Origin of the sequence: Steroidobacter gossypii (assembly GCF_016801985.1) — a bacterium.
Taxonomy (GTDB): Bacteria; Pseudomonadota; Gammaproteobacteria; order Steroidobacterales; family Steroidobacteraceae; genus Steroidobacter; species Steroidobacter gossypii.
The window spans coordinates 1-25,267 of record NZ_JAEVLS010000006.1; the positions used below are offsets into that span (position 1 = coordinate 1).

At 62.2% G+C, this 25,267-nt stretch carries 18 protein-coding genes; 11 read left to right on the plus strand and 7 right to left on the minus strand.

What is annotated here, in order from left to right; translation table 11 throughout:
- Positions 1-249: 249 nt before the first annotated feature.
- The 6 genes from JM946_RS23715 to JM946_RS23740 all read right to left on the minus strand — a co-directional run bounded on the left by JM946_RS23715 (position 250) and on the right by JM946_RS23740 (position 4,042).
- Complete coding sequence (locus JM946_RS23715) at positions 250-699, minus strand: YaiI/YqxD family protein (RefSeq protein WP_203169877.1); 450 nt, start codon at positions 697-699, stop codon at positions 250-252.
- A gap of 114 nt (positions 700-813) precedes the next feature.
- Positions 814-1,275: an HIT family protein gene (locus tag JM946_RS23720; protein WP_203169878.1), complete on the minus strand. Its 462-nt coding sequence runs from the start codon at positions 1,273-1,275 to the stop codon at positions 814-816.
- The gene (locus JM946_RS23725; RefSeq protein WP_203169879.1) at positions 1,272-1,808 is read right to left on the minus strand and encodes a DUF6714 family protein; all 537 of its coding nucleotides are present in this window, start codon (positions 1,806-1,808) and stop codon (positions 1,272-1,274) included. Before JM946_RS23725 ends, JM946_RS23720 begins: the two co-directional genes overlap by 4 nt.
- A 486-nt stretch (positions 1,809-2,294) precedes the next feature.
- Positions 2,295-2,894, minus strand: coding sequence for a tetratricopeptide repeat protein (locus tag JM946_RS23730; protein ID WP_218043092.1), 600 nt, complete (start codon positions 2,892-2,894; stop codon positions 2,295-2,297).
- Between the two features lie 240 nt (positions 2,895-3,134).
- On the minus strand, positions 3,135-3,611 hold the full coding sequence (locus JM946_RS23735; RefSeq protein WP_203169881.1) for a hypothetical protein: 477 nt from the start codon (positions 3,609-3,611) through the stop codon (positions 3,135-3,137).
- A complete protein-coding gene (locus tag JM946_RS23740) occupies positions 3,608-4,042 on the minus strand; it encodes a hypothetical protein (protein ID WP_218043093.1) in 435 nt (144 codons plus the stop codon). The genes JM946_RS23735 and JM946_RS23740 overlap by 4 nt, the downstream gene beginning before the upstream one ends.
- Before the next feature lie 207 nt (positions 4,043-4,249).
- Here JM946_RS23740 and JM946_RS23745 point away from each other — a divergent pair, with 207 nt between their 5' ends.
- The 10 genes from JM946_RS23745 to JM946_RS31360 all read left to right on the plus strand — a co-directional run bounded on the left by JM946_RS23745 (position 4,250) and on the right by JM946_RS31360 (position 23,280).
- Positions 4,250-5,335, plus strand: a complete 1,086-nt coding sequence (locus JM946_RS23745) for a LirA/MavJ family T4SS effector (protein ID WP_203169883.1) — start codon at positions 4,250-4,252, stop codon at positions 5,333-5,335.
- A 300-nt stretch (positions 5,336-5,635) separates the two neighbouring features.
- On the plus strand, positions 5,636-6,574 hold the full coding sequence (locus JM946_RS23750) for a ribose-phosphate diphosphokinase (protein ID WP_203170318.1): 939 nt from the start codon (positions 5,636-5,638) through the stop codon (positions 6,572-6,574).
- Between the two features lie 499 nt (positions 6,575-7,073).
- Entirely contained in the window at positions 7,074-7,790 is a 717-nt protein-coding gene (locus tag JM946_RS23755; RefSeq protein ID WP_203169884.1) for a 50S ribosomal protein L25/general stress protein Ctc, read from the plus strand.
- Positions 7,791-7,895: 105 nt separating this feature from the next.
- Positions 7,896-8,477 carry an aminoacyl-tRNA hydrolase gene (gene pth / locus JM946_RS23760; RefSeq protein WP_203169885.1) on the plus strand — a complete coding sequence of 194 codons (582 nt, stop codon included), beginning with the start codon at positions 7,896-7,898 and terminating at the stop codon, positions 8,475-8,477.
- A gap of 8 nt (positions 8,478-8,485) precedes the next feature.
- The gene (gene ychF / locus JM946_RS23765) at positions 8,486-9,577 is read left to right on the plus strand and encodes a redox-regulated ATPase YchF (protein WP_203169886.1); all 1,092 of its coding nucleotides are present in this window, start codon (positions 8,486-8,488) and stop codon (positions 9,575-9,577) included.
- Positions 9,578-9,799: 222 nt separating this feature from the next.
- Positions 9,800-11,965, plus strand: a complete 2,166-nt coding sequence (locus JM946_RS23770) for a type I secretion system permease/ATPase (protein ID WP_203169887.1) — start codon at positions 9,800-9,802, stop codon at positions 11,963-11,965.
- Positions 11,962-13,383, plus strand: coding sequence for an HlyD family type I secretion periplasmic adaptor subunit (locus JM946_RS23775; RefSeq protein ID WP_203169888.1), 1,422 nt, complete (start codon positions 11,962-11,964; stop codon positions 13,381-13,383). The genes JM946_RS23770 and JM946_RS23775 overlap by 4 nt, the downstream gene beginning before the upstream one ends.
- Positions 13,384-13,478: 95 nt before the next feature.
- Positions 13,479-14,273, plus strand: a complete 795-nt coding sequence (locus JM946_RS23780; protein WP_203169889.1) for a hypothetical protein — start codon at positions 13,479-13,481, stop codon at positions 14,271-14,273.
- A 20-nt stretch (positions 14,274-14,293) separates the two neighbouring features.
- The gene (locus JM946_RS23785) at positions 14,294-14,959 is read left to right on the plus strand and encodes a hypothetical protein (protein ID WP_203169890.1); all 666 of its coding nucleotides are present in this window, start codon (positions 14,294-14,296) and stop codon (positions 14,957-14,959) included.
- Positions 14,960-14,988: 29 nt separating this feature from the next.
- Positions 14,989-23,280 (plus strand): calcium-binding protein, encoded by an 8,292-nt coding sequence (locus JM946_RS31360; protein WP_322110970.1) that lies wholly within the window; start codon positions 14,989-14,991, stop codon positions 23,278-23,280.
- Positions 23,281-23,346: 66 nt separating this feature from the next.
- Here the strand turns inward: JM946_RS31360 and JM946_RS23850 are convergent, their stop codons facing one another.
- Positions 23,347-23,931 (minus strand): hypothetical protein, encoded by a 585-nt coding sequence (locus tag JM946_RS23850; protein ID WP_203169891.1) that lies wholly within the window; start codon positions 23,929-23,931, stop codon positions 23,347-23,349.
- 157 nt (positions 23,932-24,088) lie between these two features.
- Here JM946_RS23850 and JM946_RS23855 point away from each other — a divergent pair, with 157 nt between their 5' ends.
- Positions 24,089-25,228, plus strand: a complete 1,140-nt coding sequence (locus JM946_RS23855; RefSeq protein WP_203169892.1) for a hypothetical protein — start codon at positions 24,089-24,091, stop codon at positions 25,226-25,228.
- Positions 25,229-25,267: the final 39 nt, after the last annotated feature.

Consider the following 25,267-nt stretch of genomic DNA (forward strand, 5'->3'; position numbering starts at 1 on the left):
TGGATCAAGGGGTCGAACCCGTGCACCAGCCACCTGAGACGTTTCCGGGCTTAACCAAGGCCGTTCTGCTGATCAGTGCTAGTGCGCGCGCATTCCCATCAAGGCCCGAGGCACATCGTGCGCCTCATACAGGCCGAATACATGAATGCAACCATCCCCAAGACCTCAGAAGTGATTTTCCTCTTGCAAGGGTGGGGCGGACCATACAAGAAACGAATGTAAAATTCGGCTTGCGATCCTGGTGCGCACCTAACGTCGGCGCTTCGCCAGGAATGCATCGAGGCTGTTGGCAAATGCCTGTCGGTCTCGTTGACTCAGCGCGCTAGGGCCTCCCGTGGCGATTCCGCTGCCACGCAACTCGTCCATGAAGTTCCGCACCGACAGCCGCTCCCGGATGTTGTCCTTGGTGTACATCTCGCCGCGCGGGTTCAGGGCATGGCCGTTCTTGTCGATCGCCGCGGCTGCCAACGGAATATCGGCGGTGATGACCAGGTCCCCTGCGGCGAGCAGCTCGACGATGCGTTTGTCTGCAACGTCGAGACCGGGTGGCACTTGTAACGAGCGAATATAGGGCGATGGTGGGATCCGCAATGCTTGATTCGCGACCAGATTGATTTGAACGCGCTCGCGCTCGGCGGCGCGAAACAAGATTTCCTTGATCGCGCCTGGGCAGGCGTCAGCATCGACCCAAATCTGCATCGAGCTCTCGGTTTCCTAAGGCATGTGAAATGCGCAATCGCGTCGCGGTCTACAGAATACACCGGTCACGTGTCGAGCTGTTTGGGGGACGTGTGCCGCCAACCCTTCGATGCTTTATCTTTCACGCGCTCGCTCCAGCGAACTTCTCAGACGGCTAGCCACGTCCATGCGTTCTTCGATTGCGTAGGGTGCTGCCGCTCCCCCATAGAGCCCGTCATCGCGGAAGCGAGGGAAAACGTGAAGATGGAAGTGCCAAACGTCCTGATTGCCCGCCGGGCCATTGTGCTGGCGCGTAGAGATGCCCTCGCATCCAAATGCATCCTGCAAAGCGTTCGCGATCAGGCGGGTCGCGCGAAAGAAGTCTTCGCCGAGATTGTCCGGGATGTCGAAGACGTTCTCATAGTGAGCGCGGGGAACAATCAGGCAGTTGCCACGAATTCCGGCGTAGTGGTGAAGTGGAACGAAGGCAAAGACTCGGGGTTCCACCAGAATGATCGCCGATTCCGACGCCGGTTCATCCAGTGTTCCTGCCAGACGGCAGAACGGACATTCGTAGCCAGCCGGCGCGTGTCTCATGAGGGCTGGCGCTCCGGCTTGGCACTTGGCAGCCAGTACTCATGCGCCAATAGCACCTTGATCTCCTGCTTGGTCCAGGGGTCTTTGGGATTGTCCTGAGCAGCGACATATCGAAGTACAGCCACGCATGCTTCCCGCTGGCCTGCCGTGAGCTTCGAAAATTTCTCCACGAAATAGTCGTACAGAGCGCAATCCGGTTCATTCTTCGGCGGCGTCAACCATCTAACGAGTGCTGCGTAGTGCCCATACTTCATTCCTCTGAGCACTGCTACGAGCAGCGCAGGCAAGTAGAACCGGGTGCCGAGCGCATCCAAGTAACTCGATGCTAAGGAGATGTTGTCCAGCTCCGATTCTGGGATTTGCCACCATTCTCCTTTCACGTCCTGTTCCGCGGTGATTCGTCGGAGTTCCTCCGGGTCGGAGATCCAGTCATCCATCGCGACTGCCGCTCGAAGCCCGCAATGGGAGGGAAACGGTAGCGATCCGAACTCCGCCCTGACAAGGTCCATCGTGGTCTCGACGTCGTGAGTCATTGTCTCAGCTCAACCACTGGATGATGCCACTCTTTCAGATATCTACGACCTGCCTACTCCGCCGTTGATTCAGGAGGCCGACCGGTGCGCCGGTTCTCAATGGCCTTCTTGATCCTATAGTACAGCCCGATCAATCCTACCAGGCCCCCCAGCGCCAGCGTTGCCAATGCGCCAAGATACGTCATCGGCTGATGCTTGACGTTGTAGTACCCAATCTCCTGGCCTGATTGCTTGCCACAGCGCGCGGAACACGAAGGACAGCACGCACAGCCCGATCGCGCCCCATCCGATGATTCCGAATATCTGCTTTCCCTTCATGGGGCTCTCTCGATTGCTGTGAACAATCTCAGATTCTTCCGTGGGTCGATCGATCAACTACCCCGGTCTGGCTGACAACGCGAAACGGGAGGGAGCTTTCTGCAGAAACGTCGAATGTTAAATTCAACTCTGATTCTGGGTTCGCATAGCAGAGTGTGATGGAGTCCCTTAGGAAGCGGCACACTGTGTTCCGTAGGGCGTCCGATCGGTTCGGGCCTGGCCGGTTGGGAAGGTGCGTCGCAGCTCATCGGCCCTGGCTTTCAGAGGCGACGCTTCGGCAGGACGACTCAGCGCTTCCAAGGTGACTGCGTATTCATCAAGAAATACTGCGTATCCGAGCGGGTCTGCTGTCTGAGCATCCATGCGCTCGAAGAGTTGGTACAGCGAGGTGAAATAGTGCTCTGCTGAGGCGTAATCCTTGCGGTCGAAGTACATGCGGCCAAGTTCCATCTGAGCGAGATGCACAGGACCGTTGCTGCCCTGGTCGAGCTCCAGTGCTCTTTTCAGACTTTGTTCCGCTGCCTCCCAGTCGCAGATCACTCCGGAGGCGCGGCCATACTCGTAGTACAGGACAGACATCTGACGCGGCGTCGCGCCCCCGACCTGGGCGTTCGGAATCGCTTTGGCGAGGTTCGATTGGGCCCGTCGCCAGTCGCCCGCATCGCGGGCAGTCCACGCTGCCTCCGAATAGCGTACCGCGGTACTGCGGTTCACAGGATTGGCGCACCCGGCCAACGCACATGTCAGTGCTACAACCATCGCTTTCAAGTCTTCTTCTCCCTGATGCCGCGCGTGAGTCGCGGGCGAAGGCGCATGATGACTAATCTCGTATGAGCCAGCTGTGAGGTAGTCCGTGGTGTGGCTTGTTTGTAGCCAGATCTCAGCGGTACCTGACACCATCACCAGATCGTTAGGATCGTAAAAAAATGCACCCCTAGAAAGGTCAGCAGGAGGCACGCAACTGACACCGCGCCGCGGCGAAGCTTCCGAATTTCCATACTCTCAGATTCATCGACGCTCGCGGCGCCAGGCCTGCCGGTCCAAGGTGAGGTTCTCGTCCGCATCCATGACGCCATGCTTCACGAGCTTCTGAAGGCTGGTTCTTCTGAGCAGGAAGTTCTTTGCGTAGCGACTGAACTCGTCCACGTCGGCAATGACGGGGCCGCCGTCCGGTTCTGGGCCATGGTATACGGCGCCTTCCATGAGCAGGAGGCAGTGATACGGAATAGCCACGGTGACCCACAGCTTCATGGGATCGTAGGAGCTTGAATAGTGAATTCCGATTTGCCAACGATAGCGACCGAATTGGACATGACTCGCGCCGATCTCCTGCACGCTCAGCCACACCGTCGGTTCCGGGACGACCCATCGGCTGCGCGTGCCCCGTTGCTCGCGCTGTTCCGCTAGGAAGAGTTCCAGAATCTCTTTCCAAACATCGTGGGGAAAGAGTTCTGACTTGAGGAAGACGCGGCTGTCTTCGCTCACTGTGCCGTCGTTTTCATCTGATAGGTGCCAGCGGCGCCATCGATCTCGATGGTGAACGAGTAGGAGCTCGATTCGAAGAGCTCCGCGCGACCAGTAACTACGATGCTATTGGTACCGTTGGGTGAGCAGCGAACGTCGAACAATTCGAGCTCCAGGTGATCGTTATTGAGTTCAGCGAACGTGAAGCCCCTGGCCACTTCGAGCCAGGTGCCGCGCGCGTTGGGTCGAACCATGTCGACGAACAGCATGGTGCCGCCGTAAAGGTACGCCTGAAGAATGCGAAACCGGCCGGACTGGCCATCGATCTGCCACTGACCGCATGTTTCGAGGGAAGTCACAGAAGAGTGAGGCAACTCCTCGTAGCCGACGTCGCGGCCGAGCGCAAAACCGGACGCGCACGAGAGCATCAGCACTAGTGCTCCTGCTGTCATCCCGCGGACTTTGTTGATATGCATCGATCCTAGTGTAAGGCAGGTTCATCACCTCGTGTGGATGAGCATGGCGGCGAGATCCAGGTCAGCGAGCGTCTGGCGGCCTCGCTGCCACAACGGCTGGGCCTGTAACGAAATCCTGAAGCCGGGAGGATTGACCGCGAATGGATTTATGTATATTCGCCGGCGCCTACAGGGAGTGTCGCGATGCCCGAGATCACCTCGAACGACAAGGTCGCCGTTCAGAGCTTCATCAACACGCAATTCGGTTTGAACGATCCGGTGCTCGCGGCGGACTACGCCGAAATCGCCATGTTCCTTTCGGTCGAGCAGCGATGGGGACCGGAGGTGGCGAGGCTTTCGGGTTTCCTGGAAGAGGAGTACTGGGTGCAAACGGCCAAGGGCTTCTCCAATCGGCTCTCCACGGCGATCTCGACGGTGGGCGCGCAGTTGGGCTTCAGCAACTATTCGAACGGCATCGTGATGGCCGGTTTCACCGACCCTGGCGTGTTCACCTCGTATGTGTCGAAAGGCTCCTTCTGGAAGGACGCGGTCAGCAGCAATCACGGTGAGTACAGTCACAGCCTGCAATGGCTGACGCTCGGGCTGGCGGCCGCTGGGAAACGGCTGAGTCTGCGTACTACCGCTTCATATCTGTTCAAGAACGCAGTGGCGCACCAGAGCGATAAAGAGTTCGTGGTCCCGGGGCGCAACCAACCCAGCAAGATCTATCTCTGGGATTTTCTGGTCGATTGTTTCGATTTCGGTCCCGACCCCGACTGGCAGGCGAATACCGCCACCCATACGGCGCGCTCGCCGACCCATTTCAATACCCGAATTCAGGCCAGCAAGACCTGGATCGGCCGGCACCTGAGAAAGAGGTACGCAAAGCGCGGGTGGGCCGCACCGGGATCCCCGACGCCCACCTCTACCAAGGGATACGCCATCGAGCGCGCCACGCAGAAGGGCTATCAACAGCAACACTCCAACTCGGGAGGCAACTACGTCTACGAACACAGCCGGGTGACCACGCCCGTCACGGTCAACAAGCCGGCTGGGCCGCGCGGCCGACTGAAGGGCCAGCTGACTATCAGCGCAGGTGCTTGGGGGGCGGAGGCGCCCCGAACGGCAACCCTGCAATGGACCACCCGCCTCGGGACAGTCCTGCGGCTGACCTACCTTGGGAACACCGCCGAGTTCAACGCGGGCTGTCACGACGTCACCTTCGATTTCGGGGAGGACGCGGGCCACAGGCTCACGGTCCTGAACCTGGCGAAAGCCAAGGCGAGCTGACCGCGACCCTGGAAGGGGTGCCACGCCGGCGGAATTGCTTGCACCGGGGAGGCTAAGACGGCCCGGTTTCGTGTATATTGCGCCCCCGCTTTCGACCGTGTGCTTAACTGGTTCACCGGTATCGCTGGTGCCAGCTGGGCGTCAGCCACGGGGAATCCATTGGGAGTGGAGGGGGTCGAAACCCGGGTGGAATCAGTAAGTTGCTGATTTCTTTAGTCCTCTGGTCGGGTGCTGCCCGCGCTTCGAGGCCCGAATCCTTCCGCCCCAGTCAATCGGAGTGTTTGAATGGATCGTGCCACGATGGCGGTGTTCACGGGCAACGCCAATCCGCAGCTCGCCCAGGACATCGCGCGCCACCTGACCGTGCCGCTGGGCCGCGCTGCCGTCAGTCGCTTCAGCGACAGCGAGTGCACGGTCGAGCTGCTGGAAAACGTGCGCGGCCGCGATGTGTTCATCGTGCAGCCGACCTGCATGCCGGCCAACGATCACTTGATGGAATTGCTGGTGATGACCGACGCCTGCCGACGAGCCTCGGCCGCGCGTATCACCGCTGTGATTCCTTATTTCGGTTACGCCCGCCAGGATCGCCGCCCGCGCGCCATGCGTGTGCCGATCACGGCGAAGCTGGTCGCGAACATGATCGCCAGTGCCGGTGTGAACCGCGTACTGACCGTTGATCTGCACGCCGATCAGATCCAGGGATTCTTCGATATCCCGGTGGACAACGTGTACGCCTCGCCGGTGTTGCTCGGCGACGTGTGGAAGCAGAAGTACGACAACCTGATGGTGGTGTCGCCGGACGTGGGCGGCGTGGTGCGCGCCCGAGCGCTCGCGAAGCGGTTGGATGATGCCGAACTGGCCATCATCGACAAGCGTCGTCCGCGCCCGAACGAGTCGGAAGTGATGAACATCATCGGTGAGGTCGAGGGCAAGACCTGCGTGCTGATCGACGACCTGGTCGATACCGCGGGGACGCTGTGTCACGCGGCCGAAGCGCTGAAGGCGAACGGCGCGAAGAAGGTGCTCGCGTACATTACCCACGCGGTGCTGTCGGGGCCGGCGATCGACCGGATCTCGCAGTCGCAGCTGGATGAGTTGGTGGTGACGGATACGATTCCGCTGCGGCCGGACGCCCGGAGCTGCAAGAAGATTCGTCAGCTGACGGTGGCTGGGTTGCTGGCGGAGACCATGCGGCGTATTCGCGATGAGGAGAGCGTCAGCTCTCTGTACATCGACTGATTTTGCTGCTCGCGGCTGCCTGTCGGCGCCGCTCGCAGGGAGAGTTTCTTATTTAATGGCGCGGCTATCGCCGCGCCGAGTGTTTTAGTCCACGGCTGCCGCCGCGCCGGATCGAGACCACCGCGGCACCGCCGCGCGGATCGAGACCACCGCGGCTGCCGCCGCGTGGCATCTGGGCTGATGCGGCGGGCGGCGACTTTGGTCGCGGCGCAGCCGCAGAAGATAACCAGCGGCGGCGTTGGGCCGCAGGGTTTGAGTCGTTTCCTCTCGCGGGGAAGTCGCGACAAGAAGGAAAACACGGTGGCGGCGTAGGGCCGCAGGGTTTGAGTCGCTTCCTCTCGCGGCGAAGTCGCGGCAAGAAGGAAAACACGGTGGCGGCGTAGGGCCGCAGGGTGAAGTTTCTTTTCCTGGTGCGGCGAGAGCCGCGGCGGGGAAGTCCACGGTGGTGGCGGGATTGGTCGCGATCCGCCGCTGCTTTGTTTCTCAACTGGAGTTATTCATGAAAACCTCATTCGATCTCGTCGCCGACTCTCGCGACGTGCAGGGGAAAGGTGCGAGCCGCCGCCTGCGTCGTTCCGGGAAGGTTCCGGCGATTCTTTATGGTGGCCATCAGGAGCCCAAGCAGATCCTTCTGGACCACCAGAACCTGCTGTCGCTGCTGGTGAACGAGAAGTTCTTCTCCACCATTCTGTCGGTCAAGATCGACGGCCAGCCGCAGGCCGCGATTCTCAAGGACGTGCAGCGTCATCCGGCCAAGAACCAGATCCTGCACATGGATCTGCAGCGCGTGCTGGAGAACGAGCAGATCCGCATGACCATTCCGCTGCACTTCAAGGGCGCGAGCGTGTCGCCGGGCGTGAAGACCCAGGGCGGCGTGGTGTCGCACCTGTTGAACGAAGTGGAAGTGGCCTGCTTGCCCAAGGACCTGCCGGAATATCTGGAGATCGATCTGTCCAACATGGAGATCAACCAGATCCGTCGTCTGTCCGACCTGCCGCTGCCTGAAGGCGTCGAGCTGGTCGCGCTCACGCACGGTCGCGACGAGGCGGTGGTGTCCATCCATCATCCGCGCGCCGAAGAAGCGGCTGCCGAAACTCCGGCCGCTGCTGCGGCGGCTCCGGCAGGTGCTGCTCCGGCCGCGGCTGCGAGCGGTGGCGACGCCAAGAAGGCGGCCGCTGCTCCGACCGCTGCCAAGGGCGGCGCTCCGAAGAAGTAACGCACACACGCTCACCGGTCGCGGTCACGCGGCCGGTGGGGCGTGTAAGCGATGGCGGGCGCATTTCCAGTCCGCCATCGTTGCGTTACTTTCGGTCGTACTGCTATGGCGGGCACTTCCCTCAAAATCATCGTCGGCCTCGGCAATCCCGGGCCGGAGCATCTGCTCACGCGCCACAACGCGGGCTTCTGGTTCGTGGATGCGCTGGCGGCCAAGCTCGGCGGCAGTTTTCGCAGTCATGCGAAATTTCACGGCGACATCTGTCGCGTGCAGTACTGCGGCCAGGACATCACCCTGCTCAAGCCGTCCACTTACATGAACCGCAGCGGGCTCGCGATCCGCGCGCTCGCCGATTACATCAAGGTGGAAGCGGGCGAGATCCTGGTGGTGCATGACGAGCTCGACCTGCCGGTGGGCGATGTGCGTTTCAAGCTCGGCGGCGGCGCCGGCGGCCACAATGGCCTGCGCGACACCATCACTCACATGGGCCCGGATTTCTGGCGGCTGCGCATCGGCGTCGGCCATCCCGGCGACAAATCGCAAGTAATCGACTACGTGCTGCGGCGGGCGCCGAAGGAGGAGGAAGAAAGCATCCTCGGCTCCATCGAGCACGCGCTGCAGGCGTTGCCGACGTTTCTCGAACAGGGCGCGGAGCGCGCCATGAACGGGCTGCACAGCAAGAAGTGATCTAATCTATGGGCATCAAGTGCGGCATCGTTGGTCTTCCCAACGTTGGTAAATCGACTCTGTTCAACGCGCTGACGCGCGCGCAGATCGCTGCTGAAAACTATCCTTTCTGCACCATCGACCCGAACGTGGGCATCGTGCCCGTGCCGGATCCGCGCCTCGGCGTGCTCGCTGGCATCGCGAAGTCCGAGAAGCAATTGCCTGCCACGGTGGAGTTCGTCGACATCGCAGGTCTGGTGGCCGGCGCGTCCAAGGGCGAAGGCCTGGGCAACAAGTTCCTCTCGCACATTCGCGAGACCGATGCGATCGCGCACGTCGTGCGTTGTTTCGAGAACGACGACATCGTGCACGTCGCCGGCAAGATCAAGCCGCTCGATGACGTCGAAGTGATCAACACCGAGCTGGCGCTTGCCGATCTGGACACCGTCGAGCGCGGCTTGCAGCGCGCTGAAAAGGCGTCCAAGGCGGGCGACAAGGACGCGATCAAACAGCGCGACCTGCTCAAGAAGCTCAAGGAGCATCTGGACTCCGGCCAGCCGGCGCGCTCGCTCATCAAGGATCCGGAAGAGCGCAAGCTGCTGCACGAGTTGCACCTCATCACCATCAAGCCGTTGATGTACGTCGCCAACGTGTCGGAGAACGGCTTCACCAACAATCCTCACCTGGACTCGGTGCGTGAGCTCGCGGCTCGCGAGAATTCCGAAGTGGTCGCGGTCTGCGCAGCCATCGAAGCGGAGATCGCGCAGCTCGAGGAAGCCGATCGCGCCGATTTCCTGAAAGACATCGGCCTCGACGAGCCCGGTCTGAACCGCGTGATCCGCGCCGGTTACAAACTGCTCGGCCTGCAGACCTATTTCACTGCTGGCCCGAAAGAAGCCCGCGCCTGGACCGTGCGCGTCGGCGCCACCGCCCCACAGGCGGCCGGCGTGATTCACACCGATTTCGAGAAAGGCTTCATTCGCGCCGAAGTCATCGCGTTCGACGACTATGTGAATTTCAAAGGCGAGCAGGGCGCCAAGGAAGCCGGCAAGCTGCGCCTGGAAGGCAAGGAATACATCGTTCAGGAAGGCGACGTCATGCACTTCCGCTTCAACGTCTGATTTCGACCAGCGCCCCTGCCTGCGCGGGTGCACGCAAGTCAGTGCCCGAAACGGGAGGGGACCGAGGGTGTCCTCTTCCTCCGGGCCGCGAGTATCAAACTAAATATTCGCTCGCGCATCCTTCGCTCCAGCTCCCCCATCGGTTCCTCTGCATGGACAGGGTGCGGTCATTCCTCTATATAGGTGACGGCAAACACCCGGCAAGAAACCGGAATCCAAGGAATGGCGCAGGGGATAGCGAATTTGCGCGTGCCGGTGGGGGCCATCGGGCGCGATGAACACAGGGATTTGGGACTGGCCGGGCTGGTGTTGCTGGCGAAGTTTCATGACATTGCTGCCGACGCGCAGCAACTGGCCCACCAATTCGGCCGCGGCGGCGAGCTGTTCGACGAGCCGACGTTGTTGCTCGCTGCGAAACAACTGGGGCTGAAAGCCCGCGTCGTTCCGCAACCCGCCGAGCGCCTCGACAAGATCGCGTTGCCGGCGCTGGCGCTGCAAGCCGACGGCGTGCATTTCATCGTCGCCAGGGTCGGCGACGAGAGCATTCTGATCCACGACCTGCAGCAGCAGCGGCCGCAAGCCATCTCGCGAGCGGATTTCCAATCGAGATATTCCGGCAAACTGTTGGTTGTGACATCGCGCGCGTCCGCGCTCGGGCAACTGGCGAAGTTCGATTTCCGGTGGTTCGTGCCGGCGGTGGTGAAGTACCGCAAGCTGCTGCTCGAAGTCTTCGTCGTCTCGTTCTTCATACAGCTGCTCGCCCTGGTCACGCCGCTGTTCTATCAGGTGGTGATGGACAAGGTGCTGGTTCATCACGGCCTCACCACTCTGAATGTCATCGCTATCGGCCTGCTGTCGATCGCCGTCTTCGACGTTCTGCTCAGCGGGCTGCGAGCCCACGTATTCGCGCACACCACCAGCAAGATTGATGTGGAGCTGGGCGCGCGGTTGTTTCGGCACATCGTTTCTTTGCCGCTGACGTACTTCGAATCCCGCCGCGTGGGTGAGACCGTCGCGCGCGTGCGCGAGCTCGAGAACATTCGCAGCTTTCTGACCGGACAGGCGCTCACGTTGGTGCTCGATCTGTTCTTCACCTTCGTGTTTCTCGCCGTGATGTTCTACTACAGCGGCTGGCTGACGCTGATCGTGGTGATCTCGCTGCCGTTGTACGCGCTGTGGTCCGCCTCCATCACGCCGCTGCTGCGTAAACGGCTGGACGAGAAGTTCGCGCGAGGCGCCGACAACCAGTCGTTCCTTGTCGAGACAGTCAGCGGCATTGGAACGGTGAAGGCGACCGCCGTCGACACTCGCATGACGCGCACTTGGGACAACCAGCTGGCGGGCTATGTCACTGCGGGATTCCGCGTGACGCGGCTGGCGAATATCGGGCAGCACGGCGTGCAGCTGGTGCAAAAGCTGGCGAGCGTGGCGCTGCTGTTCTTCGGTGCGAGACTGGTGATCGAAGGCAAGCTGTCGGTGGGCCAGCTGATCGCGTTCAACATGCTTGCTGGCCAGGTGACCGCACCCATCATCCGGCTGGCGCAGCTCTGGCAGGATTTCCAGCAAGTGGGCATCTCGGTCGAGCGCCTGGGCGACATCCTGAACACTCGCACCGAGTTGCCGGGCAGCCGCGTGACCTTGCCGGAGATCAAAGGTCGCGTGACGTTCGAACGTGTGACCTTCCGCTATCGCCCGGATGCGCCCGAAGTGCTGGACCGTATCGATCTGGATATCGCGGCCGGCGAAGTCATCGGCATCGTCGGCCGCTCGGGGTCCGGCAAGAGCACGCTGACCAAGCTGGTGCAACGTTTGTATGTGCCGGAGCGCGGTCGCGTGCTGATCGATGGCCATGACCTGGCGCTCGCCGATCCGGCTTGGCTGCGCCGTCAGCTCGGCGTGGTGCTGCAGGAAAATTTTCTTTTCAATCGCACCATCCGGGAAAACATCGCGCTGAGCGATCCGGGATTGCCGCTCGAGCGGGTGATTCAAGCGGCCAGACTGGCGGGCGCGCACGATTTCATCCTGGAGCTGCCGGAAGGTTACGACACCAAAGTCGGCGAGCACGGCGCCGGACTCTCGGGTGGCCAGCGGCAGCGTGTGGCCATCGCGCGAGCCTTGATCAGCGATCCTCGCATCCTGATCTTCGACGAAGCGACCAGTGCGCTGGATTACGAGTCCGAGCACGCGGTGATGTCGAACATGCGAGCGATCTGCCAGGGCCGCACCGTGTTGATCATTGCGCATCGTCTCTCGACGGTGCGCATGGCCAATCGCATCGTGGTCGTCGACAAAGGGCGCATCGTCGAGGCCGGCAGCCATGCCGAGCTGGTGGATCGCCCTGGCGGTCAGTATGCGAACCTGTATCGCCTGCAGCAGGGTGCGCCATGAAACATCGGGTGCAGGCCTGGAAAGAATTCATGGGCCGCTACGCGCAGGCGTTCAAAGCGGCTTGGTCGATCCGTGAGGCGCTGGATCCACCGAAGCGCAGCAGCGACGAGCTGGCGTTTTTGCCTGCTCATCTGGAACTGATCGAATCGCCGGTGTCGCCGAGTCTGCGCTGGACCATGCGCATCATCATCAGCCTGTTTTGCGTGGCGCTGTTGTGGTCGGTGCTGGGCAAGCTCGACATCGTCGCGGTCGCGCCCGGGCGTACCGTTGTGAGCAGCCGCACGAAGGTGCTGCAGCCCATGGAGACCGCCGTGGTCCGGCGCATTCTGGTGCGCGATGGCCAGGCGGTGAAAGCAGGGGATCTGTTGATCGAGCTGGACGCCACCAGCGCCGCGGCCGAATTCGAGCAAGCCCATGAAACGCTGATCAGCGCGCGCCTGGCGGAAGCTCGTTTTGCCGCCCTCGAGACGGCTCTGCAGACCGGCGTACTGCCGCCCGTCGAAGTTGCCGAGCCGGTCTCGCAGCATCGGCTCGACGCCACGCAACAGCTGGCCAACAGCGAATTCAATCAATATCAGGCCAAGCAACAAAGTCTGCAAGCCACCATCGCGGTTCGGCGGGCCGAAGCACACACCGTGCAATCGCAGATCGGGCCGCTGGAAGAAAGTGTCCGCATCGCGCGCGAGCGCACGGCCAATCTGGCCGGCTTGTTAGATAAGAAATATATCTCGCGTCACGATTATCTCACTCGCGAACAGGAACGCGTCGAGATGGAGCGCGCCCTGACCGCGCAGCAGGCGCGGTTGCAGGAAACGCTCTCTGCGATTGCCGCAGCGAACGATGAGCTTCGGGTGTTGACGGCGGAGACCCGCCAGCGAACGCTGGATGGTCTGCGCCAGGCGCGTGAACAGATCCATCAGTTCACCGCCGAGGTCAGCAAGACCCAACAACGCAGTCAGCTAATGCAGTTGCGCGCCCCGGTCGACGGCACGATTCAACAGCTCGCCATCCACACCATCGGCGGTGTGGTGACGCCGGCGCAGGAGTTGCTTGCGATCGTGCCATCCGACGAGCTGCTCGAGGTCGAAGCGACGGTACTCAACAAGGACATCGGCTTCGTTCGGGCCGGCCAGCGCGCTACCGTCAAGGTCGAAAGCTTTCCCTACACTCGTTACGGTTATCTCGAAGGCGTGGTCGAGAGCGTCTCGCACGACGCCGCGCAGGACGAGAACCTGGGGTTGGTATTTCAGGCGAGAGTCAGGCTGAGCAAGGCATCGTTGCTGATCGACGGTGTCACGGTGGCGCTGACACCCGGCATGACGCTGAACGTAGAGATCAAAACGGGCACGCGGCGGGTCATCGACTATGTCTTGAGCCCGCTGCGTCGACATCAATCCGAGTCCATGAGGGAAAGATGACGATGCGGCACGTTTTTCACCTCAAACCCTGGCCCTTATCGATCGGCTGTTGTCTCCTGCTTGGCGCCGCCGCTGCATCCGCTCAGGACAGTCCGATGCTCACCTATGCCGCCATCCGCCAGGAAGTCGAGGTGCTGCCGCTTTCAGAGGATCCCCGGGTCAAGCCGCGAGCGGCGAGCTTCTTTCAACTGGCGGGCGCCGCCGACGAGCAGCTGTGCAACGAGGTGCTGCAAACTTTCAACGAGCCAGGGCGCTATTCCGGCGACAACGGTGCGCGCTGGCTGTTGAACAACTCACAAGAGATCGAACTGCGCAGCATGAGCGCGCAGGGCGCGGCCGAGGGCGCGGCGGTCAGCGTCTTTCTCGGTCTGGACTACGTGAACGTGGATATCGATGCCGACGGCAATGACGAACACGTCTATCGGCTGACGAGCGTGCTCAGCAGCCAGGAGCATCAGCGCCTGATGATCGTCGGCGAGCAGTTGCAACGGCGCCCGGAGTTGCTGAACGGCCAGGCAAGGCGATGCTCTCAGATCGACCCCTCTGGCTCATGTGACTCCATCAACACCATGATCAGGTATGCGCTCACCGCGCGCACGCCGGACCGCATTGCCGGTGAATGGGCGTTCACCAGGCAGGACATCTGGAGATCGACCACCGCGGACCGCGACTCCCGCCGCTTGATTTTCATCGGTCGCAATCAGCCGAAAAGAAACATCGGCAGCGCCACCGGAGCGTATTGGAGCCTGTACCGGATTCGCTCGAGGGTGCTCGCGGTGGCCGCGCCCAACCAGGATTTCGCGCCGCCGGAGCTGATGGTGTTTGCTCCAGAGCAGCGGCGCAACGGGATTTTGCAATGTGTGCTCATGCCGGTGGCATGGCATAACTGACATCAGAGGAACCCTGATTCATGAAGTCATTCGTGGTGACTATCGCGCTTGCTTTGCTGCTCGTGGCTGGCGTGGCGGCCCAAGCGCAGCGACAGAAACAAGCCTACGTCGAGATCAAGAGCGAGCCCCAAACCGAGCTGTGCGTTTCAGCGCGCCAGGCAGTACACGAGTTGCGCGACGGAACGAACGACGGGCTTTTCGCAAAATTCCGCGATCCGAGAACGCGATCTACGAGTGACGTGCAAGTCGCGGGGTTGTCGTTCCCGGCGTTGCAGGCCAAAACGTTCGCGACCGTGGATGACGCCGCGACCGAACGGTCCCGCGAAGTCACGTTCTATCACCTGGATCTCGACAACGACGGTTCGCCCGAAATGATCACAGTGGTGACCGGCGGCCATGGCGCTGCCGGCGATGGCGACACCTTTTCGATCTTGCAGCACGACCTGCTCTCGGCGCCGCAACCGGTGCGCAACGACGAATTCATCCAGGTTGCCTTGCAGCTCGGCGGCCGGACTCACACCTTCTATGGCAAGCAATTGCAGTTCGACCCCGCCTACTACATGCATCCATTCGTGTTTCGAGGCAAGCACTATCTGTTGATCGAAGGCAACCGCGCCAGCGACCGCCCACACCTGGTGGTGGAGCTGCTGCCGGGAGCCAGCCTGGAGACCCGCTGCTACTTCTGATGATCTGTCGTTGACAAGGAGAATTTCACATGGCTGTGAACACCACCGCTTCCTGGACGATCGCCAACCAGCTGCCCGACTTCAATCGTGACTACGGCGACTACGAGGCGTTTCGCAATGCGCTGATCAAGATCAGCGAGAACGACGTGCTGTTCCTCAGGGAGCTGAACAACAACATCACCGCGGACGACCTGCGAGCGCATTTCGACGGCGTCAACAGCGTCGCCATCGGCTACGGCCTGGATCTCATGGTCCGCAGCAACCAGGCGATCAACCAGTATCTGGCGGCGGCGGGGCTGCCGGCGCTCTCGGCGGCGGATTCGGCGACTTTGAGCGCAGCCCGAGCGATGAGGAATCAGTACACCAACGACCAGATCAGCGATGCGCAGAAGAATCAGTATCTGGACAATCTCGCGACCACTCTCAACATCACTTTCCCGCCGAATGCCGGCCTCGCCGTCAAGTATCAGGCGCTGATGAATCATTACGTGGACGAGCTGGAGTTGGCGTTGGGCGATATCCAGGACGCCAACGAGATGCTGTCGCATCACATCCAGACCACGCTGGAACACCGCATCGACCTGGCCACCATGCCGCAGTCCAAGGAGCGAGCGGCGATCCTGAGCGTGCTGTATCAGATCCCGGGCTCGCCCACGCTGATCGGGCTGGCCAATGGCACGGTCACGGATTCGGATGAAAACACTCGCGCCAAGATCTGGGTGGAGATCCGCTACCTCACCAGCACGGCGTATCAAGCGCGTCGCAATCGGGAATCCGATGCGTTCGGGTTGTTCGACGGCGCCACCGGTCAATTCTCGGGCAACACCGACGAGGCGCTCGAAACCATCGATTATCTGCTGCGAGGCGAGCGCGTCAGCGCCAGTGGCGCTCGATCGAATGTCTACGACAGCATCACTGCCGCAGAGCGCACGGATATGCGCGCCGCCATCGCGACGGCAATGACTCACCTGTCGACCACGTTCGCCGATGGAGTCGCGCTGGATGCGGCCTATTTGCTTCGGGAAGGCGAAACCGAGCTCGACGTGGCCGATGTTTCATCCAGCGGCGTCAACCTGGTGCGCGGCAATCAACTCGACAACACGATTCGTGGTCGCGAGCTGCAGGATTTCATTTATGGACTGGGAGGTGTGGATACTCTGTACGGCAACGCCGGAGATGACAAGCTCTACGGAGGCGCCGGGGACGACGTCCTGCACGGTGGCGACAATGACGACACCTTGCACGGCCAAGAGAACAACGACGAGTTGAACGGGGATGGCGGCGTCGATCGCCTGTACGGCGGCGCCGGCACAGACACGCTGCGCGGTGGAGCGGAGGGTGATTTTCTCTATGGCGGCGCCGAGAGGGATCGACTGTATGGTGGCGCCGGCCGCGACCATTACTTTGCCGATAGCGAGGACATCATCGAGGACGAAGACGGCCTGGGCGTGGTCATGCTGGGCAACCGGGTGCTCAGCGGCGGCACGCGCACCGAAGACGATCCGGAGAATACATATTACGGCGGCGGCAACACCTATGTGTTGAATGGCACCACCCTGACCATCAATGGCGGGCTGGTCATCAACAACTTCAACAACGGCGATCTGTCCATCAATCTCAGGACCGAGGAAGAAGACGAGGATGAGGAGGAAACGCCGGACACCGATGAGGCCGAGCATCGCACCTCGCCCATCGTGCTCGACCTGGACGGCGACGGCATCGAAACATTGCAGCTGGGCGCCAGTTACTTCGATCTGGACGGCGACGGACTGAGCGAACGCACCGGCTGGGTCAGTCCCGACGACGGCTTGCTGGTGCACGATCGCGATGGCAACGGCGTCATCAGCAGCGGCGCCGAGCTGTTCGGTAACAACAGCGTGCTGAGCAACGGGCAGCGCGCCGAGCACGGCTTCCAGGCGCTCGCCGAATACGACAGCAACGGCGACGGGGTGGTCGATGTACAGGATGCCGCTTATGCCTCGCTGCAAGTCTGGCGCGACTTCAACGGCAACGGAGTGAGCGACGTGGGCGAGCTGCAGAGCCTGGCCGATGCGGGCGTGCTGTCGATCGGCACTGGCTACAATGTGTCGACCCACGTCGATGCCAATGGCCATGAGCATCGCCAGGTTGCGACCATCCTGCTCAGCAACGGCACGGCCTCCACCGCCGCGGACGTTTGGTTTCGCGTGGATACCACTCATCGCGTCAACAGCGGCGCCATCGAGCTGACGCCCGAGGTGCTGTCGCTCGCCAATGCCAGAGGTTTCGGCCAGGTGCATGACTTGCACCAGGCCATGGTGCTCGATCCGGCGTTGATGGATTTGTTGCATCAGTACGTGGCCGCGACCGATGCCGCTGCCCGCGATGCATTGCTGGACGATCTGATCTATCGCTGGGCCGGCGCCGCGAATGTCGATCCATACAGCCGCGATCCCACCAAAGTCTACGGCCACGTGATGGATGCGCGGCAACTGGTCACGCTGGAGCATCTGGTCGGCCGGCCCTACATGGGCATCTGGTGCTGGGGGGAATACGATCCGAATCCGCACGGCCAGGCGGCGCCGCTGCTGATCGCCGAATATCTCGAATTCAAGCGGTTCACGGCCGCGCAGATTCTGGCTCAGACCGAATACGCCGCCGAGCTCGACATCATCAAGTCGGTGTTCGGCTCCGATGCCGGGCGCATGGTGGTCGATTGGGATGCGTTGCTGGGCAAGCTGCAGACGTTGTACGCAGCGGGGCAGACCGATCGCATCGAACAGGTCATCACCGTGCTCACCGATCTCGGCACGTATTCGCCGAGTTACCGGGCGGAGCGAGACGCAGCCTATCAAGCCATCGCTGCCGCGAACGCCAACCTCGCGCCGTACTTCGACTTCTCGACGCGAGTCGGCACCGCCGCCAACGAAACGCTGTACGGCGTCGGCAATGGCACGATCTTCCACGGCCTGGAGGGTAACGACCGTCTGTACGGGTATGGCGGTGGCGACAGTTACCAGTTCAGCCGTGGCCACGGCGACGATGTGATCCTCGACTACGGCGGGCTGGATCAGATCGTGTTCGGCAACGGCATCACCCAGGCCGACCTGGAGTTTTCTCGTAACGCCACCACGGTCTGGATCCGTGTGAACAACGCCGATGGCAGCAATGCCGGCTCGCTGCGCATCGATAACTTCTTCGACTTCGACGGCACCGTGCACTTCGGCGCCATCGAGCTGATCCGCTTCACCGACGGCGCCAGTCTCAATCAACAGCAGATCCTGGCGCTGTTGACGGCTGCATCGCTGACAGCAGGCGATGACCTGGCGTTCGGCACTGCCCAAGGCGATACGATCGATGCGCTCGCCGGCAACGACAACGTGCATGGGCTCGGTGGCAACGATCAGTTGTCGGGCAACGCGGGCGACGATGTGCTGATGGGCGATGACGGCAACGACACGCTGAGCGGCGGCGCCGGGAATGACTCGCTCATCGGCGGCCGCGGCAGCGACACGTATCTGTTCAGCGCCGGTCACGGCGCGGATGTGATCCAGAACGCGGCAGAAGCCTCGGGCAAAGTCGACCGCATCGTGTTCGATGCGAGCATCGATCGAAACGCCGTGACCGTACGACGCCAGGGCAACGACTTGTGGATACAAACATCCGCGAGCGACAGCATCAGAGTCACGGATTACTTCCGCAACCAGACCGTCGGGGGCATCGCTGTCGAACAGATCGAGTTCAGCGACGGTACGGTGTGGAGCATCGAAGACGTGAAGGGCATGGTGCTGCAGGCCGGTTCGGGTGACGACAACATCGAAGGCTATGACTCGAACGACACCTTGTCCGGACTGGCCGGCGACGATCGTCTGAGCGGACTTGCGGGCGACGACCTCCTGTCGGGCGGCGATGGCGACGACACGCTGGACGGCGGCGTCGGCGACGATCAACTCACCGGCGACGCCGGCAGGGATTTTCTGCGCGGCGGTGAAGGCAACGATCTGCTCGATGGCGGGGCGGATGACGATCGATTGGACGCCGGCAGCGGCGACGACACACTGCAAGGACGCGCCGGCAATGACGTGCTCGATGGCGGCGCCGGACGTGACAATCTGTATGGCGGCGACGGCGACGATTCGCTCACCGGCGGCGCGGGGGACGACTTCCTGGCGGGCGGCGCCGGCAACGACCGTCTCGATGGCGGTGGTGGCACCAACCGTTATCTTTTCGCACGCGGCGACGGCCACGATACGATCGTCGACGCCTACGAAGACGTCGTCACGATCTACATCGCCAACCTGTCGCTGGAAGAAATCGTGTTCCGGCGCGACGGCACCAGCCTGGTGGTGACTTTCCAAAGCAGCCCCGACGATCGCTTGTCGCTGAGCTCGTTCTTTGTCGACGAGACCGCGATCAGCGGCATTCGCCTGCAGTACGGCGACGGCCAGGAAACATTGATCGACCCGGCGCAACTGCGCTTGCTGACCCTGGCGGGCACCGCAGGCAACGATGTCATCTACGCCTACTCCGGCAACGACAGCATCAATGCGCTGGGCGGCGACGACGTCGTGTATGCGGGAGCCGGCAACGATAACGTGCAAGGCGGCGCCGGCAACGATCGGCTGGAGGGCGGCGCGGATCACGACACTCTCGACGGAGGGACGGGCGACGACATCCTGGTGGGGGGCGATGGTCACGACACACTTAGCGGCGGCGCTGGCGCGGATCGACTGGAAGGTGGCGCGAACGACGATGAATATTCCTTCGATCCGAACTGGGGCGCAGACACGATTTTCGACAGCGCCGGCGGCGACGATGCCGTGTACTTTCACGAGGCGAACTATTCGGACGCGCTGTTCCGGCGCGATGGCCTGGATCTGGTGATCTCCGATCGCGGCACCGGTGATGAATTGCGGATCGTGGGGCAGTTCTCCAACGCAGCCGGCGTTTCCGGCGCGAATGCGATCGAGCGCCTGTACTACTACAACGGGATGACTGGCCTCTACATGAGTGAGGAGGCCATCAGGCTCAAGGCTCTGGAGGAGACGGCAGCCGACGACACGATTTACGGGCACGCCGACGACGACACGATCGATGGCGGCATTGGCAACGATCGGATCGATGCGGCCGCTGGTAACGATGTCGTCAGTGGCGGCGAGGGCAACGACATTCTCAACGCCGGCACGGGCGATGACGTGATGTCGGGCGGCGCGGGCGACGACGTCCTGCTGGGTATTACGGGCAGCAATCAGCTCTCCGGTGGAGACGGTGCAGACACTGTCATCGGTGGCGATGGCAACGACCTGCTGTTCGGCGACGGCGGCGACGATGTGCTCGACGGCGGCGACGGCGAGGACATCGTTCGTGGCGGCGACGGCGATGACGTGCTGAGCTCAGGCGGCGGAGTCTATGACGAGCTCTATGGCGACGCGGGCAACGACACGTTACGTGGCGCCGGCCTGCTCGACGGCGGCAGCGACGACGATCTGCTCGAAGGCACTGGCACGCTGTTGGGCGGCGATGGCAACGACACGCTGCGCGGTCTACGTTTCGATATCTTGCGAGGTGGCGCCGGCGACGATGTGTTGCAGGCTTATAGCAATGCCTGGGATCAAGGCAGCAATATCCTGGAAGGCGGCACAGGCAACGATACGCTGTATGGCTCCTTCGGCGAGGACACCTACCTCTTCGATCTCGGCGACGGCCACGACCTGCTGATCGAGCGCCGGCAGAACGAGGCGTACGGGAACGTCGCGCCCAGCAGCGATACGTTGAACTTCGGCTCGGGCATCGTCGTGACCGACCTGAGCTTCCATCGCCGTGGCGACGATCTCATCATCGAACACGCCAACGGCACGGACTCGATCACGGTACAGAACTGGTTTCGTGAGCCGACCGATCATTTCAAGCTGGAACATTTCCTGTTCGCCGACGGCAGCTCGCTCGGCCAGGCAGACGTCGAGAGCCAGGTGATCTATCACGGCACGGCCGGTGCGGATAGCTTCCTCGGCTATCGCGCCATCGACGACACGATGCTGCTGGGCGATGGCGATGATCTTGCCTGGGGTCGCGCCGGCAACGACATGCTCTACGGCGAAGGTGGCGACGACTATCTCGAAGGCGAAGCCGGCAACGACGCGTTGTATGGCGGCGATGGCAACGATCAACTCGACGGCGGGGCCGGCGTTGATTTCATGGTCGGCGGCGCGGGCGACGATAGCTACGTGTACGCGCTGGGCGATGGCGTCGACACGATCGACAACTCCGGTGGCGGCTTCGACGGCGTATTCTTCACTGGCGGCATCGATGCCAGCCGGTTGAGCTTCAGTCGCGACGGCGACGACCTGGTGATCCTGGTCGATGGCGATGCGGCCCAATCGGTGCGCGTGCTCGGACATTTCCTCGGCGGTGACCGAGCGATCAGTTTCGTGCAGCCGGACGGTGGATTCATGATCGAGGCCGAGCGCATCGGTCACATCGTCGCCGCACAAGGCGTGCCCGGCAATTTCGCCGCGCTGATCGAAGGCTCCAGCGCCGGCGAACAGCTCGCTGGCTACGAAACACGCGATCTGCTGCTTGGCCAGGGCGGCGCCGATACATTGTTCGGCATGGCGGGCAACGACCAGCTCGAAGGCGGCGATGGCGACGACTACCTCTCCGGCGGCAACGGGACGTCGGCGGGCTCCGGCGACGACGTGCTGATCGGCGGCGCGGGCAACGACGTCCTGGTCGGTGAAGACGGCGACGATCAGTTGAGCGGCGGCCTGGGCGATGACGACTACTACTATCGCGAAGGCTACGGCATCGACGTGATCGACAACAGCCACGGCGGCTTCGACGGCGCGTTCTTCATCGACATTGCGCTGGAGCGGTTGAGCTTCCAGCGCGACGGTGACGACCTCGTGATCCTGGTCGACCAGGATCACGGTCAGCAGTTGCGTGTCACCAATCATTTCCTCGGCGGCCACCACGCCATCGACTTCCTGCAGCCCGGCAGCGGGCCGTATCTCACCACGGCGCAGATCAATGCGTTGGTCGACAGCGGTTCCGGCGGCGAATACGACCAGGTCATTCAGGGCACGGCCGCCGGCGAGCAGCTGGTGGGCGGCGCCGCCAAAGATCTGATCCAGGCGCTAGGCGGCGACGATCAGCTGTTCGGTCTCGGTGGCGATGACACTCTGCAGGGCGGGGACGGCGCCGACTATCTCGCAGGCGGCAACGGCAGCGGCTCTGGCTCGGGCGACGATCGTCTCGAAGGCGGCTCGGGCAACGATACCTTGTTCGGTGAGGATGGCGCGAATGCTCTGATTGGCGGCGCCGGCGACGACGACTACGTGCACGGCTCCGGCCAAGACACGATCGACAACACCGGCGGCGGCTTCGACGGCGTGTTCTTCGACGCCGGGATTGCCGTCGAGAATCTCACATTCGCGCGCGATGGCGACGATCTGTTGATCAGTGTCAACGGTTCTGCCACGAACACAGTGCGCGTCACCAACCATTTCCTCGGCGGCGACTATGCGCTGGACTTCGTGCAGCCGGGCAGCGGCAGCACGCTAGACACGGCCGCCATCAATGCGCTCGCAGGCGAGGGCAGTGGCGATCCGGGAGATGGCGGCGATCAAGGTAATGACGCGGATTATCCAAATGTCGTTACTGGCACAGCCGCGGGCGAGCAGTTGCTCGGCAGTTCCGGGCGCGATCTGATTCGCGGCCTGGGTGGCGCCGATCAGCTGTTCGGTTTCGGCGGCGACGACAAGTTCGACGGCGGCGATGGCGACGATTACATCTCCGGCGGCAACGGCTCGTTCAGCGGCTCCGGCGACGACATCCTGATCGGTGGAGCAGGCAACGACACGTTGGTGGGCGAGGACGGCAACGATCGCCTGTTCGGCGGCGCGGGCGATGACGACTATTACTATCAGGCCGGCTCGGGCAGCGATTCGATCTACGCCGGCGGCGGCGCCGATGTGGTGTTCTTCAACGGCATCGCGCCCAATCGTCTGGGCTTTCACCAGGATGGCAACGATCTGATCATTCGAGTCGATGCCAACGCCGGTCAGCAGGTGCGCGTCGTCAACCACTTCCTCGGTGGCGAGCACGCGATTGCCTATGTGCAACCCGGCAGCGGCTTCGCCATTCCGGCGGCTCAGATTCCGGGATTGTTGACGCCGCTACCGGCGGGCTTGCTGGCGCAGGGGGCGATGGATCCGGTCACGCACCCGAATGCGGAGTTGGACAGTCTGATCGCGGCGATGGCGGGATTTGCGCCGGCGGAAGCTGGGATCAGCGAGTTTGCGCCGGTTCGGACGCCGCACTATCAGCTCGTGGCGACGCCGTAGCGCTGTAGAAACGGGTCGGAAGGCCTCCTCCCTCGCGGGAGGAGGCCGGTCACGGTCGGAGAATGATCAGAAGTTGAGACGGGCCTGCGCGCCGAACACGCTGACGTCGCCGCCCAGCGTGATCAATGCGCCCACCGAGAACTGCGGCGTGAAGTTGTAGCGGCCTTCGCCGATCAGGTAGGTGTCGCCATCGATGCCGGCCACGTCCACGGCCAGGTGCTCGACGCCACCTTCGATCTCGACCTTCGGTGCGACGATGGTGCGCAGGCGCACGCCGGCGAACAAGCCGGTGTCGTCGTCGTCGAAGCGGCCGATGTCCACTTCATACTGCACCACGCCGCCGCGGGCGATCAGATCCAGGTTGCCGCCCAGCGCCCAGTGGCCGCCTGCGCCCACCATGAAACGCGTGGCGTCGATGCCGTTGTCCAGGCTCAGATCCTGGAACTCGGCCAGCGCGAAAATGTTCTGGTACACGGGCAGCGAGCCACGCAGCTGCAGGCCGTCGCCATCCTCATCGAAGCCGTTGGCGTCGATTTCCGCTTCGGGGAAATGCGCCACGTCCACGTAACGGTAGCTCAGGGTGTCAGCCATGCTCGTCAGCGGCAGAGCCAGAGCGGCTGCGCAAATCAGGTTTTTCGCGTTCATCTTCATGGTTGCGTTCGTGCACTCTCAAGTCGTAGCGCGTCGGTGCGCTGAATGTATTCTACTGTTCTCGCCCGCCTGGCGCTCGGATTCGAGCACTGACGTCGTCAGCTGGCGACAATGCAAGCGATTCCGCTGGATCATGAGCACGGTAAGGAGCATTGGTGTGGCGCGATGGATTTTTGTGACTTTGATCACGGCGCTGCTGTCGTCTTGTGGTCGTCACGGCGCTGACCGGGCTACGCAGGAAGACTGGAGCGCCGAACAGCTGCAGGCCTTCGAACAATTCAAATCCGATGCGACGGCGCGCCCCAGGGTCGTCGAGAGCATCGCCCGATCGTTTCCTGCAACCTTCAATCACGCCGACCGCGCCATTTCACAACAAAGATGGGTCGAGCTACTCGGTCGGCCCTCGGTATCTTTCTCTTCGGTGGAGCGCCCGGAGTATCTGGCGGGCGAGGGGCCACCTCAGGATTTCGATCCACGGGAGCTGCACATCCTGCTGTACGACGTCGACTGTCTCATGACGGGCGATGGCGATGTTTGTTCGCACCTGGAAGTCATCGCGCTCAAGCAGCGTGTGCTGCGGGTTCGTTTGTTACATGGCCGTCGCGAGGAGTCGGTGGCGCTGTTGTCGGAGCCTGCGACTCCTCCGGTGCGTCCGGAACACAGTCGCTTGATTGCAGAGATGCCGCGGGCAGGTTGGCGGCAGGTGGCGAGGGGTCGCGCGCAGGAGCTCGCGAAGCAGTTCGGGGGCAGGTCGCTGGACTCCGAGTTCTACGAGCACGGCGACGGCGATGTCGTGTATGGCCGCATCGTCGCCCCCATGCAGCTGATCAAAACCTCCGCGAGCGAATCAGTTTGTATCGCCGACGCTGAAGATATTTTCGTGCCGTCGTTACAGCAGGACCCCAGGAACTCGGCGCAGCGCCGTGCTGCAAATCTGCGGCTCGTGGTGTTCGCGGCCAGTATCGAGGCGTGCGCCGAGGCTTATCGCGGTGGCCAGTTCGTGCGGTTGACAGGTGAGTCGCTGGCTGCCACCCAGTTGGCAGGCATCCATGATCTGTTCGTCCGACGGTTCGCCGCCGAGTGCGATGTCCCTTCGTGGCTGACGCCCAACGGTTTGATGCCGGCCACTGGCGGTAGCTATCGTATTGCCGTCGCGCCGCCGGCTTCCGGCAGGGATCGCTGGTCTTTCGAGGTCGCGGTGGACTTTTCGGTGCCAAAAGGTGGCAACTATTCGGCGCAGGTTGCAATCAGTCCTTGGGGCACCCGCTTAAAGGGCGGTCGCCAGACCGATCGTTAGTTTTTCCCGCTCCGGCGAATCTCTGGCAGTTACATTTAT